Origin of the sequence: Paenibacillus sp. XY044 (assembly GCF_002257645.1) — a bacterium.
Taxonomy (GTDB): domain Bacteria; phylum Bacillota; class Bacilli; order Paenibacillales; family Paenibacillaceae; genus Paenibacillus_AQ.
This window is the reverse complement of the sequence record NZ_NQMO01000013.1, coordinates 31,759-44,924: the sequence shown is the minus strand read 5'-3', so window position 1 is coordinate 44,924 and position 13,166 is coordinate 31,759. Positions and strand designations below refer to the sequence as shown.

The following is a 13,166-nucleotide window of genomic DNA, read 5'->3' as shown; positions in this document are numbered from 1 at the left end:
GTTATCCATAAGCCGCGCTTAAAAAGGATACTCAGTATATCATACTTAAGAGGCATTTTACCATAGAGGATTTCTAATCCACGGGAAAAGAATGACGAAGGCTCATTTACCCGAGGGAAGCCCTGCGAACCTTTGCGAAGGTCACTGCAGCTTCTGTTCGTACCTGGCCATTCCTTCGCGGTCCAGTCCTTTGATGGATTGCCATAAGAACGTCCGGCCCTCCGTTTTCCACACAAACAGGAACATGCGGTCATCCGATATGCTCTGCCGCTCTGTTCCCGACGTCGCTGTATTGCTGCTGCGGTCCTCCGTCACCATGTCCAATTCCACGCTCACGATGTTGGGATCGTTGACATAACCGAAAAATTTGGCCAGCCCGCCATCCGTTCCGGAGCTCGAAACATCCCAGCTGTAGGCCAGCGGTTTCTCCGGATTTTTGGGTACGCCGGCGACACCACCGCCCGGGTACCACTTGAAACGCCTCCGTTTCACCGTATCTGCAGAAAACCACTGCTTGTAGGTGCCCAAATACACGAGCGTATCCTTGTCCGCCTGAACTTTTCTCACGACCGTCGACGGCCCATAATGATAGCTTCGCTCGGAAAGTTCGTGGGCGCGTTGAGCCGAAAAGCTGCCGCCGCTCAAACCGGATACCCACAGCAGCGCGATGAACAATATCAGAACCGCACCCCATTCAAGCACACCGCCCATCTTGCTGAGCTTCATTCGGCACTCTCCCCCTTCTTCAGGAGAATGGGCAGCTCGCCCTGCCGGTCGTACCATTCATAGCGGAGGGTCAGCTTGTTCGTCCCCGCGGGCAGCGGGTCAAAATAGATCCATCCATGCTCGCCCCACGGCACCTCACTGCTGCTCGAACCGTGCTGGACCAGTTCCTTCCCGGACGCATCCAGCAGTTTGACGGAGGCCGTTGGGAAGGACCAGCCATCCTTTTCCTGCTTGCGCAAAGCGTAGCGGATGGCCGCCCGCTTGGAGGTCGTATACAGCTCCTTTACGGTGAACGTATCTCCATCCATGTTCAGTTTCCGGTTTACCGGGTACGCCGTAACCTTGCCGTCATTCTTTAAGTCCGCGATCATAAGCCGGCTGCCGTCCCTCCAAGGGAGCCAGTCGACTAGTTGGAACAGCAGCAGCGCGGCAAAAACGAAAATAAGCAGCCTTCGTGCGATCATTCCCACCATTACAGTTCTCAAGGGCATGCTCCTTTATGTCATAAGGAATCTCAAAAGCCTCTGTGCTTGTGAAAATTTTACCATAAATCGGTAAATTCGCAATCCATTTCCCTGAGCAGCGTTTCCGCCCCTCCGCTCCAATCTCCCCAGACCGTGAAGGATCTAAACAAAGAATGCGTTATTTTGCCGCCGAAAATTAAAAAACAGCCAGGGCGATTTAGCTCACACTGACTGTTTTAACATTTCCCCATTATTGATGAAATCAGGAGAGAACAACGAATAAAGTCCGGGAAACATATGAAGATGCCAAGAACTTAAGCCTTGCCGTATTTCGAACGGTAAAACGCCTTATTCTCCAGCGCCCGTACCGGTATGGTCCATTCATCCGTGCTCTGCATCGTATCGATGGCGTCCTCGGCGGCTTGCAGCTTGGCATCCATCTGGTCGATGAGATGCAGGGCGAGCGCCTCCGGAATTTGCGGCTGCACCGGGCTGCCCCACTCGGCCAAATTATGATGGGCCAGAATGATGTGCTGCAGCAGCACGACTTTTTCCGCGTTCAGGTCCATGCCGTGAAGCACCGCCGCCTCCGTGATCCAGCTGACCGCAAGCGGTATATGACCGATCAGCTTCCCGGTAAAGCTGTATTCGCTGACGATGCCAAGCTCCGCAGTCAGTTCTTCCGTCTTGGCGATATCGTGCAAAATAATGCCCGCCACGAGCAGATCCCGATTCAAAAACGGCCGCTGCATGCACACGAACTCGGCCAGCTCCAGCATCCGCACCACATGGTAGGCCAGACCGGCGTAGAACGCGTGGTGCATGCCTTTGGCAGCCGGATAATGCATGAGCTTATCCCCGACTTTGCCGTAGCAGTGCTCGATAATGTTGCGGAGCTCCGGATCCTGGATGCTTGCTGCCGCCGCCTTGATCGTATAGACCAGGTCTGCCGGCTGCACGGGAGCTGAGCGTACGAAATCGGTGATGTTGTACCCGTCCTCGTCCTTGGCCGGCCGGAGCTGCGTTACTTTAAATTGCAGCCGCTCCCGGTACAGCTGGACGATGCCGCGGACTTTGACCAGCATCGGGGCGAAGAACGTCTCCTTGTCCGTCGAGGAGGTATCCCACAATTTCGCCGTGATTTCCCCGCTCGTATCCGATAAAATCATATCCAAGTAATCCTTGGGCGGCGTGGCGTTCGTCTGCTTGACCTGCAGCGATTTCAACAGATAGAAGCCCGTAATTTCCTGCCCTTCGGTAAAAGATTGAATAAGTGTCATAGCTTTAAATCCTCCTAATAATTCACTGAAAAACGGTACAGGGCAGCTTCGCGCTGTCCCTATCCATTACCCCAAACCGGAAAGATCCACCCGCCTTTGGGCAGGCCTCCTTTCACGCGAACCTCCGCTTGCGCGATTACTGCTTTAGAGGAACGCGTGCAGCACGAAGTTCGCCACAAACAGCGCCGCGATGCCGTACAGCACGGGCGACACCTCCCTGCCTCTGCCCTGGGCCAGCTTAACCACCGGATAAGCGATAAAGCCGAATGCCATGCCGTCCACAATGCTGTACGTAAAAGGAATCATGACCATAATCAGAAACGCCGGGAACGCTTCGGTCAGATCCGAAAACTCCATCTCTTTGACATTCTGGACCATCAGTCCGCCGATCACGATCAGAACGGGCGCAATGGCACTGTCCGGTATGTAGCTCAGAAGCGGGATGAAGAAAAAGGTCGCCCCGAACAGCAGGCCGGATACGAGCGCCGACAGTCCGGTTCTCCCGCCGGCGGCAATCCCCGCCGAGGTTTCCGCCGCCGCCACCACGGGACTGCTGCCGAATATTCCGGCGAAGATGTTTGTTACGGACAGCGCGCGCAAGCTGCCTTTAAAATGCTCCGGCCGGCCGATCATCTGGGTTTGCGCCGCGATCAGTCCGATATTTTCAAAGACAACGATCAGGAGCAGCAGAAAGACCGCGATCCAGAACACCAGGCTGCCGATACCCGTCGCTGACAGATGCCCGAACAGCTCCCCGTACTGGCGGAAGGTATGTCCTGATTCGAGCTGTACCGGCTTGACGGCACCGAGCAGATACGCCAGCCCTGTCCCCACCAGAATGCTGATGAGCAGTCCACCCTGCACGCCCCGGATAAACAGAATCAGCGCAAGCAACAGCGTAAAGCAGGACACGATGACGGCCGGATCGCTGAAATGCCCGATGGTGACAAACGTGGTCTGGTGGGCGATCACGATTTGACTTTTCTGCAGCCCGATAAACGTAAGAAACAGCCCGATTCCTACCGTAATGCCGTGCTTCAGATTGTGGGGGATGGCCTCACTTACGATCCGGTACAGGGACGTAAAGGATACGATCGAGAATAACACGCCCGTGACCGAGACGACCATCAGCGCTTCCTGCCAGGACAGCTTCATAGAATGTACCAGGGTATACGTGAAAAAGGCGTTAATCCCCATACCCGGGACGACCACAATCGGCGACTTGCCGCCAAAAGCCATCAGGAGACAGCCCACGACCGACGTCAGCAGCGTTCCCACCATGGCGGCTTTCAGTGGCATCCCTGCATCGTGCAAAATATTCGCGTTAACCATCACAATATATACGACGGAAAAATACGAAACAGCACCAGCAATCCATTCTTTCTTCCAGCTGTCCCCTGGCATCAGCCCCAGACTGCGGTGCCAAAAACTAGATTTCAACAATAATCCTCCTGTTCACAAACGGTGTCCAACTCATTTATTTATACCATATTTGTAAAATAAAAAGCGCGAGCGCCGTTATACGGCCTCGCGCGCCATAAGTCGATTGAGTTATACCTGGATCCCTGCTCCTGCCAGCAGATCCTTCACCGCCACGCTCACCATGATCAGGCCGACGACCGGCGGCACGTAGGCGTTGCTGGCCGGCGGCTGTTTCGCCTTGCGGATTTCCGGCGCGTTCTCCGGAACGATCTTCTGCGTGACGTCCACGCGCGGCTTCATCGGCTCTTCGGTCGAGAAGACGACCTTGACGCCTTTTTTGATGCCGTCCTTGCGCAGCTTGGTTCGGATAACCCGGGCGATCGGATCCATCGTCGTCTTGGAAATATCGGCGACCTGGAACTTGGTCGGATCCATTTTATTGGCCGCGCCCATACTGGAAAGGATCGGGATTTTTCGGTTCAGGCACTCTTTGATGAGATGGATTTTGTAGGACACGGTATCCGATGCGTCCAGCACATAATCCAGATCATACTTGAACAGCTCCTGGTAGGTTTCTTCGGTATAAAACATGTTGAGGGCAATCGCGTCGATGTCCGGATTGATCAGTTTGACGCGCTCCACCATCAGATCGGCCTTTTTCTGGCCGATGGTCGTGGTCAGCGCATGAATCTGACGGTTGATGTTGGTAATATCGACCACGTCTTTGTCGATCAGAATAATGCGGCCGACCCCGGTGCGGGCCAGGGCTTCCACCGCAATGGATCCCACCCCGCCGATGCCGAGGACCGCCACCGTGCTGTTCTTCATGACTTCCAGGCCTTCCGGCCCGATGGCCAGCTCCGTACGTGAAAATTGATTAAGCATATCGTCAGGTGGCCTCCCTTAGCTTAAGAATGAACTTTCTTTTCTTCTCCCGGCTTTTTCGCGAGCTTGATGTGAAGCTGTTCAAGCTGCCCTTGGTCGACCGGCGACGGCGCATCCATGAGCAGATCGGTCGCACTTGCCGTTTTCGGGAAAGCGATCGTTTCGCGCAGGTTGCTGCGTCCGGAGAGCAGCATGATGAGCCGGTCCAGACCAAACGCGATGCCGCCGTGAGGTGGCGTGCCGTATTCAAAGGCATCCAGCAGGTGGCCGAATTTGTCTTTTGCATCTTCAGGCGACAATCCGAGGGCCGCGAACATTTTTTCCTGCATATCGCGCTTGTAGATCCGCATCGAACCGCCGCCGACTTCGTAACCGTTCAGCACGATATCGTAAGCCTGGGCCAGGATTTGACCCGGAACGGTTTCAAACAGATGCTGGTCTTCGTCGCGCGGACGGGTGAACGGATGGTGCAGAGCAACGTAACGTTTCTCTTCTTCATCCCACTCCAGCAGCGGGAAGTCGACCACCCAGGCAAATTTGAACTCATTTTCGTTGATCAGGCCGAGCTGCTTGCCGATCTTCAGGCGGAGTGCGCCAAGCACGTCGGCTACGACCTTTTTATTGTCGGCGGAGAAGAGCAGCAGGTCGCCTTCTTCGGCTCCGGTGCGCTCTCTCAGCGCTTCGATCTCTTCAGGCGTAAAGAACTTCACGATCGGCCCTTTGAATTCGCCTTCCTTGACTTGAATCCAGGCCAAGCCTTTGGCTCCGTAACGGGCCGCGAATGGACCCAGATCGTCGATTTCCTTGCGGCTCCAAGTGCCGCAGCCTTTGGCGTTTAGCACTTTGACCTCTCCGCCTTTTTCGACGACCGAAGCAAACACTTTGACGCCGCTAGACGCTACCAGGTCGCTGACTTGAATCAGTTCCAGCCCAAACCGCAGGTCCGGTTTGTCAGAGCCGTATTTGTCCATCGCTTCGGCATAAGTCAGGCGCTGGAAAGGCAAAGGAATGTCTACGTTAACCGTTTCTTTGAACAGGCGGGCCATCAGCTGCTCCATCATGCCCAGGAGTTCGTCCTGGTTCATAAAGGACGTCTCGATGTCCACCTGCGTGAACTCCGGCTGACGGTCAGCGCGCAGGTCTTCGTCCCGGAAGCAGCGGGCGATTTGGAAATAACGCTCCAGGCCGCCAACCATCAGCAGCTGCTTATATTGCTGAGGGGATTGAGGCAAAGCGAAGAACTCGCCTTCATGCACCCGGCTTGGCACGAGATAATCGCGTGCGCCTTCCGGGGAGCTTTTCGTCAGGATCGGCGTCTCGACTTCGATGAAGCCTTCCCCGTCCAGGAAGTCGCGGAATATCTTCGAAGCTTTGGAGCGGAGCAGCAGCGTTTTTTGCATTTCCGGACGGCGCAGGTCCAGGTAACGGTATTTGAGACGAAGCGACTCATCTACTTCCACGCCGTCTTCGATGAAGAACGGAGGCGTTTTGGCACCGTTCAGCACTTCGATCTCGGTAATCTGCACCTCGATTTGACCGGTCGGCAGGTTCGGGTTGACCGTTTCAGCGTCGCGCTGCACGACTTTGCCGGTGACGGACAGCACATATTCGCTGCGCACTTTGTCGGCAATGGCCAGCGCTTCGCCGGAGTAAGCAGGGTTGAATACGATTTGCACGATGCCGCTGCGGTCGCGCAGGTCGATAAACAAGACGCCCCCGAGGTCGCGGCGGGTTTGCACCCAGCCACTCAATGTTACCGTTTCTCCAATGTTCGCGGTGGTCAGAATACCGCATTGATGGGTCCTATGCATGATTTGTCATTCCCCTTTGAATTGGTTTATTTATTCAGCCTTATCGGCAGATTTACGGATTGCCAAATGCAGCTCGCTGAGCTTTACCGTCTGCTGCTCGCCGGTCTCCATCGACTTCAGGGCGATTTCCCCGCGCGACAGCTCGTCGTCGCCGAGAATCGCGGTATAGCGCGCGTTCAGGCGGTCGGCGGACTTCATCTGGGCCTTCATCTTGCGGCCCAGGTAATCGCGCTCTGCAGCAAAGCCTTCCTTGCGCAGCAGGAACAGCTGCTTGGTGATTTCGCGGTCGGCCGCTTCGCCGAGCGCCACCAGGTACACGTCCAGCGGCTTGACGGCATGGAGATCGATCTCCTGCTTGTCGAGGATCAGCAGGATCCGCTCCAAGCCGATGCCGAAGCCGATTCCCGGCTGGTCCGGTCCGCCGATTTCGCCGACGAGGCCGTTATAGCGTCCACCGCCGCCGATCGTATCGATCGCGCCGATGCCCTGCGCCTTGTATTCAAAGGCGGTGTGGGTGTAATAATCGAGGCCGCGCACCAGCCGGTGATTGACCTTATAGTCGACCTCCATCGCTGTGAGGTACGCCTTCACCTGCTCGAAATGCGTGGTGCACTCCTCGTCCAGGCTGTCAAGGATCGACGGCGCATCGATGAATTTGTCCTGGTCGATTTTGCAGTCCAGCACCCGCATCGGGTTGCGCTCCATCCGAGACTGGCAGTCCTTGCACAAAGTGTCTTTCATCGGCGTCAGAAAAGCGAGCAGCTTCTCGCGGTACGCCGCCCGGCTGGCGGGATTGCCCACGGAGTTGATCTCCACGGTCACGCCCTGCAGGCCGAGGTCTTTGCAGAACTGGTATCCGAGCGATACCACTTCAGCATCGATGGCCGGATCCAGCGCCCCGAACGCCTCGATGCCGAACTGGTGGAACTGGCGGTAACGCCCCGCCTGAGGACGCTCGTAGCGGAACATCGGGCCGATGTAGTAGAGCTTGGTGACATCGGGTTCACCGTACAGCTTGTTTTCCACGTAAGAACGGACCACGCCGGCGGTGCCCTCTGGGCGCAGCGTCATGCTGCGGTCGCCTTTGTCCTTAAACGTGTACATCTCTTTCTCGACGATATCCGTCGTTTCGCCGACGCCGCGCTCAAACAGTTCGGTCTGCTCGAACATCGGCGTGCGGATTTCTCGGTAATTGAACCGCCGGCACAAATCTCTGGCTTTTTCTTCGACAAACTGCCATTTCTCCACCGTGCCCGGCAAAAAATCCTGCGTGCCCGTCGGTTTTTGGTAAGCCATAGCAACCCCTCTTTTCATAGATCATTTGTGGCTAAATAAAAAAATCCCTCACCCCTGCGCTTGAACAAGCCAACAGGGACGAGAGATCGTTATTCATTGATTCCCGTGGTACCACCCACATTCCGGATACCTCTTGATGTATCCGCTCCAAACGATTAACGCCCGTTCAGCGCAGCACGTCTACTCATACCCTGGAACACATATATCCTGTTCCACAAGCCATTTTCGCCGCCTGTTCTCGGGGAAGTCATTCATCCGGTCATCCATAGAATCCTTTCAGCCTAAGGGATTCCTCTCTGCATGGTGGGGCGCGGACTACTTGGTCCCGTCATCAAATCGATTTTAGATTATTTTTAGATTGTAATGAACCGCTGCACTAAAGTCAAGAGCCCTTGTCACAAATTGGATGCAGCTGTCAGTTTACAGATATTTCTGCAAAGAAAAAACCTACAATCAATATTGTAGGTTCAACAAGGTAATATATTAAAAAAGGGGGTCATGCTGTTATTATAGACAACCAATATTAAGGAAATATGAATCTAATATTACAGTTATATTACATAAAAGAAAGCGCTTTACCTAGCGCTCTCTTTTGATCGTTTGATAGGGAAATCAGTCGAAAATTTCCACATAACCTCCGCTTGCCCGCAGTTTATTGACAACATCCTGATACACATCGTCAGACACTTTGGCAGCGAGGACGTACTCCAAATCCCGGTAATCCTCATCGCCCGGAGATACGTCTACCGCTCCGGAGAGCATGTCGCCGCCCTCATCCGCACGGCGCTCGCGGTCCTCCTCGGACAGCTCGTCCGGATCCCGGTCATCCACCACAGGAATCCCTGCGGCCGGATAAGCGGTAGGCACGCCTACCGCACCTGACGTCCCAGCGGCATTGGCGCTGCCGCTTAAATTGACGGGAGCGATCGGGAGCAGGATACGGCGGTCACTGCCGATGCCCTCTCCGAGCCGGCTTACCTCCAGGTGCTCCGTTTGGAAGCCAATCAGTTTCGTCTTTGCGCTTTCCGCGTCATCCTCGGATTTGAAGTACGCTTGAATTTGCTTCGTCATGATACATTACCTCCATCTCTATTTATAAATCATGAATCACAAAGCGAAAGCTTCCAAGGCACTCCCGGAGCTTTACAGCACGTTCAGCAGTTCCCGGACAAAGGCCGGTTCGTCTTTGGGAGTCCGTGAAGTGATGAAGTTGCCGTCCAGAACGACTTCCTCATCCTTGAATTCCGCGCCGGCGTTTACCATGTCATCCTGCAGCGGCGGGTACGAGGTGATTGTTCTGCCTTTCAGCAGGTCGGCGCTGGCTAAAATTTGCGGGCCGTGGCAAATCGCGGCGATCGGCTTACCGGCGCTGTTCAAATCCTTCACGAATTTCAGCACGTCCTCGTTCAGCCGCAGGTTCTCCGGCGAAGAGCCTCCAGGAATGACGACGGCGTCGTAATCCGCCGCATTCGCGTCCGCGATAGCTTTTTCCGCCGTATAGGAGGCTTCGCCGTTTTTGCCGGTCAGCTTCTCACCCTGCTGGAGGCCGATAATATCCGTGTCATGGCCTGCTTTGTTAACTTCATCGTATGGAACTTTCATTTCCGAATCTTCAAATGCGTTCGCTAGCAAAAATGCAACCTTGCTCATGGATATCGTTCTCCTTTCATGGATAAGTGGTCCACGCCTTGTTATTACCCGAAACGCGCCCGTTTATAACATGCGCCTGAGGTTCCATCGGGAGGAGAGAGATCGAAATTTCCGGCTTGGCGCCGGGCGAGGTTTTTCTCCAGGTTAGTATATATAGACTTCATTCAGTGCAGCTTAGGATGGATAAACTAAAATAACTGCGAAAGTGCATCTATTTTCGCCAATTGAAGCCGTATTGGTTCAATGAAGTGCAATAATGCATCTATTTCGGCTGTTTTCCTGAAATTCGGTCCGATTCGGCTGAAATAAGTGCACTTATGCTCTTATTTGCCCTGAGGCCAGTGTTTCCTTTAAAAATAAGTGCACTTTTGCAGTTAATTCAATCAGTCCAGTCCCTTTTCACCTAACTTAAAGTCACTCCTCAGCGATAAAATAGTTCACATAAATCTGAAATATCTCAAACAAAAGCAATAAATAGCTCAAGCAAAACCTGATATAGAGATATAACCAAATAAAAAAGAACCCTCTTTTTACAACAAAAGAGGGTTCTTCTACTTCTATTACTTGCAATAATAACCGGCCGACTAACGGATGATCTGCTGCCGGCCGATTCCCTTCGTGTACAAGGTCCATAAGGGAAAAGGGATTTCTCGTACGGCCTGCATCGTCTTGGCGGCCTCGTGCAGCGAGGCAACCGGCGCAAGCGGCAGCGACTGCAGCGTTTGGGTTTGAACGGATTGGCGCATAATGGCTGAACTCCTTATGTGAGTATATAAATGGCGGATGCTCATCCCTATTTTGCCCGATTTTTACCGTTTCTATGCCCCTTTGCTGTCAATAATCAACGTGACGGGTCCCCAGTTTGTAAAGGTGACGTCCATCATCGCCCCAAACCGGCCGGTGGCGACCTCAAGCCCTTTGTCTCTGAGCTCGCGGTTAAAGCATTCGTACAATCCTTCCGCCGCATCCGGCTTGGCCGCGGCCATGAAGTTCGGGCGTTTGCCCTTGCGGCAGTCGCCGTACAGGGTGAACTGCGACACGGACAGTATGCCCCCGCCAACTTCCATGACGCTGTGGTTCATTTTCCCCTCATCATCTTCAAAAATGCGCAGTCCGGCAACTTTATCGGCCAAGTATTTTGCATCTTTCTCCGTATCCTCATGGGTGACGCCGACGAGCACCATCAGCCCCTGGCTGATCGCCCCCGTGACCTCTCCCTCTACCGTAACCTGCGCTTCCTTGCAGCGCTGTATAACCACTTTCATGCTGTCTCTCTACGCTCCTTCGCTTGTTCCCGCTCCATTAGCCACCCAAGTTCTTGCTGAGGGATCCAGTATGCGACGTGCACATCCCCTAGGATTTTACTGAATGATCCGGTGGACGGTGTATACATCCTTTACGCGCTTGATCCGTTCCACGACTGACTGCAGATGATCGGTGTTGCGGATCAGGATCGTCATGTGGATGAGCGCCATCTTGTTTTTGTCTGAGCGCCCGGTCACCGCGGAAATGTTCGTTTTGCTTTCCGATACCGCCTGGAGCACTTCGTTCAGGAGCCCGTTCCGGTCATGGCCCGTAATTTCGATATCGACGCTGTAATTCGCCTCGATCTCGGTTTCCCATTCGACTTCGATCACGCGTGCGGCTTCTTCGCCTTCACCCGACGTCGGAATGTTCGGGCAGTCTACGCGGTGCACGGACACGCCGCGTCCGCGGGTTACGTAACCGACAATGTCATCGCCAGGCACCGGATTGCAGCAGCGGGCAAAGCGGACGAGCAGGTTGTCGATGCCTTTGACCCGGACGCCGTTGGTCGGACGCGATCTTTTGTCGGCCGGCTTGATTTCCTTCTTCTCGGTCGTAAGCTCAAGCAGACTGGCTTCTTCCTGCTCCTTGCGGAGCCGTTCCGTCAGGCGCGTACAGATCTGCGGAGCGGTAATCCCGCCAAAACCGACGCCCGACAGCATGTCTTCGATATCGTTAAACGAAAACTTCTTCGCGACTTCCAGCAGCTTATCGTCCGTCATCCATTCGGTAATTTCAAGGCCCCGGCTTTTCAGCTCGCGCTCAACCATCTCGCGGCCCTTTTCCACGTTCTCTTCCCGTTTTTCCTTCTTGAACCATTGCTTGATCTTGCTTCGCGCATGGGATGATTGGGCGATCTTCAGCCAGTCCCCGCTCGGTCCGTACGAATGCTTGGACGTCAAGATCTCGACGATATCTCCGGTTTTGAGGCGATGGTCCAGCGGTACGATCCGTCCGTTGACCTTGGCGCCGATCGTCCGGTTCCCGACCTCGGTATGAATTCGGTAGGCAAAATCAAGCGGCACCGAGCCGGAAGGCAGCTCAATGACCTCTCCTTTCGGCGTAAAAACAAAAACAAGATCCGAGAAAAAGTCCATTTTGAGCGATTCTACAAATTCCGAAGCATCCTTGGCCTCATGCTGCAGCTCCAAAATTTCACGGAAAAAGGTCATTTTGTTCTCAAAGTTGCCGCCGACGGCCGTCGTCCCTTCCTTATAGGCCCAATGCGCCGCGATCCCGTACTCAGCGGTCCGGTGCATTTCCCAGGTCCGGATCTGGACCTCGGTCGGCTCGCCGTTAGGCCCCACTACGGTCGTATGCAGCGACTGATACATGTTCGCCTTCGGCATGGCGATATAGTCCTTAAACCGGCCAGGCATCGGCTTCCACAGCGTATGGATAATTCCTAGGGTGGCATAACAGTCTTTAATGTTATCCACAATAATACGAATAGCGAGCAAATCGTAGATTTCGTTGAACTGCTTGTTTTTGGTCGTCATTTTGTTAAAGACGCTGTAAATATGCTTCGGCCGTCCCGACAGATCGCCTTCAATGCCCATCTCCTCCAGCTTTTCGCGGATGCGGACGATGACGTTTTCGACGAATTGCTCGCGCTCGGCCCGCTTCTTGTGGATCAGGTTAGCGATGCGGTAATACTGCTGCGGATTGAGGTAACGGAGGGACAAGTCCTCCATTTCGCTCTTGATGGCCGAAATCCCGAGGCGGTCGGCGATCGGACAGAAAATTTCCAGCGTCTCATAGGCGATCCGCCGCTGGCTCTCCTCGGACTGGTATTTCAAAGTCCGCATGTTGTGCAGGCGGTCGGCCAGCTTGATGACAATGACACGAATATCCTGCGCCATGGCGATAAACATTTTGCGGTAATTCTCGTTCTGCTGTTCTTCCTTGGAACGGAACTGGATTCGCTCCAGCTTGGTCAGTCCATCGACAAGCATGGCACAGGTAGCGCCAAATCGGGTACGGATATCCTCGAGCGATACGGTCGTGTCCTCGACTACGTCATGAAGAAGCGCGGCGACGATGGAGGTCGTATCCATCATCATGTTCACGACAATATCTGCAACCGCAAGCGGATGCAGGATATAAGGCTCGCCTGATTTGCGCACCTGGCCGTGATGGGCCTGTTCCGCAAATTCATAGGCTTCCCTGATGCGGTCCAAATCCGGCTCTTTTATATAGGCTCCAGCCTTTTCAAGTAATCGCTCTATGCCCATTCTAGTCGTTTCCGTTTCCCTTCTATATAAAATAGAACCCGCGTGATAATCCATCTTTGCAGGTTCTGTCATGTAATGATTTTATATAATTAT

The 13,166-nt window shown here is 54.1% G+C and carries 12 protein-coding genes; all 12 read right to left on the bottom strand.

What is annotated here, in order from left to right; all coding sequences use genetic code 11:
• Positions 1–141 precede the first annotated feature (141 nt).
• The 12 genes from CJP46_RS32475 to CJP46_RS32425 all read right to left on the bottom strand — a co-directional run bounded on the left by CJP46_RS32475 (position 142) and on the right by CJP46_RS32425 (position 13,073).
• A complete protein-coding gene (locus CJP46_RS32475; protein ID WP_094599770.1) occupies positions 142–726 on the bottom strand; it encodes a DUF5044 domain-containing protein in 585 nt (194 codons plus the stop codon).
• Positions 723–1,211 carry a hypothetical protein gene (locus CJP46_RS32470; protein WP_143813068.1) on the bottom strand — a complete coding sequence of 163 codons (489 nt, stop codon included), beginning with the start codon at positions 1,209–1,211 and terminating at the stop codon, positions 723–725. The genes CJP46_RS32475 and CJP46_RS32470 overlap by 4 nt, the downstream gene beginning before the upstream one ends.
• A 293-nt stretch (positions 1,212–1,504) precedes the next feature.
• Positions 1,505–2,470 (bottom strand): 3'-5' exoribonuclease YhaM family protein, encoded by a 966-nt coding sequence (locus tag CJP46_RS32465; protein ID WP_094599768.1) that lies wholly within the window; start codon positions 2,468–2,470, stop codon positions 1,505–1,507.
• Between the two features lie 144 nt (positions 2,471–2,614).
• Positions 2,615–3,874 (bottom strand): NCS2 family permease, encoded by a 1,260-nt coding sequence (locus CJP46_RS32460; RefSeq protein ID WP_094599863.1) that lies wholly within the window; start codon positions 3,872–3,874, stop codon positions 2,615–2,617.
• A 147-nt stretch (positions 3,875–4,021) separates the two neighbouring features.
• Entirely contained in the window at positions 4,022–4,777 is a 756-nt protein-coding gene (locus CJP46_RS32455) for a tRNA threonylcarbamoyladenosine dehydratase (protein ID WP_094599767.1), read from the bottom strand.
• A 23-nt stretch (positions 4,778–4,800) separates the two neighbouring features.
• Positions 4,801–6,588 carry an aspartate--tRNA ligase gene (aspS, locus tag CJP46_RS32450; RefSeq protein WP_094599766.1) on the bottom strand — a complete coding sequence of 596 codons (1,788 nt, stop codon included), beginning with the start codon at positions 6,586–6,588 and terminating at the stop codon, positions 4,801–4,803.
• A 30-nt stretch (positions 6,589–6,618) separates the two neighbouring features.
• Positions 6,619–7,884 carry a histidine--tRNA ligase gene (gene hisS / locus CJP46_RS32445; protein WP_094599765.1) on the bottom strand — a complete coding sequence of 422 codons (1,266 nt, stop codon included), beginning with the start codon at positions 7,882–7,884 and terminating at the stop codon, positions 6,619–6,621.
• Positions 7,885–8,496: 612 nt separating this feature from the next.
• Positions 8,497–8,955, bottom strand: a complete 459-nt coding sequence (locus tag CJP46_RS32440) for a hypothetical protein (RefSeq protein ID WP_094599764.1) — start codon at positions 8,953–8,955, stop codon at positions 8,497–8,499.
• 72 nt (positions 8,956–9,027) lie between these two features.
• Positions 9,028–9,534 carry a type 1 glutamine amidotransferase domain-containing protein gene (locus CJP46_RS32435; RefSeq protein WP_094599763.1) on the bottom strand — a complete coding sequence of 169 codons (507 nt, stop codon included), beginning with the start codon at positions 9,532–9,534 and terminating at the stop codon, positions 9,028–9,030.
• Between the two features lie 584 nt (positions 9,535–10,118).
• Positions 10,119–10,280 carry a hypothetical protein gene (locus CJP46_RS36750; protein WP_179281422.1) on the bottom strand — a complete coding sequence of 54 codons (162 nt, stop codon included), beginning with the start codon at positions 10,278–10,280 and terminating at the stop codon, positions 10,119–10,121.
• Between the two features lie 72 nt (positions 10,281–10,352).
• Positions 10,353–10,799, bottom strand: a complete 447-nt coding sequence (gene dtd, locus CJP46_RS32430) for a D-aminoacyl-tRNA deacylase (protein WP_094599762.1) — start codon at positions 10,797–10,799, stop codon at positions 10,353–10,355.
• 96 nt (positions 10,800–10,895) lie between these two features.
• Positions 10,896–13,073 carry a RelA/SpoT family protein gene (locus tag CJP46_RS32425; RefSeq protein ID WP_094599761.1) on the bottom strand — a complete coding sequence of 726 codons (2,178 nt, stop codon included), beginning with the start codon at positions 13,071–13,073 and terminating at the stop codon, positions 10,896–10,898.
• Between the last annotated feature and the right edge of the window lie 93 nt (positions 13,074–13,166).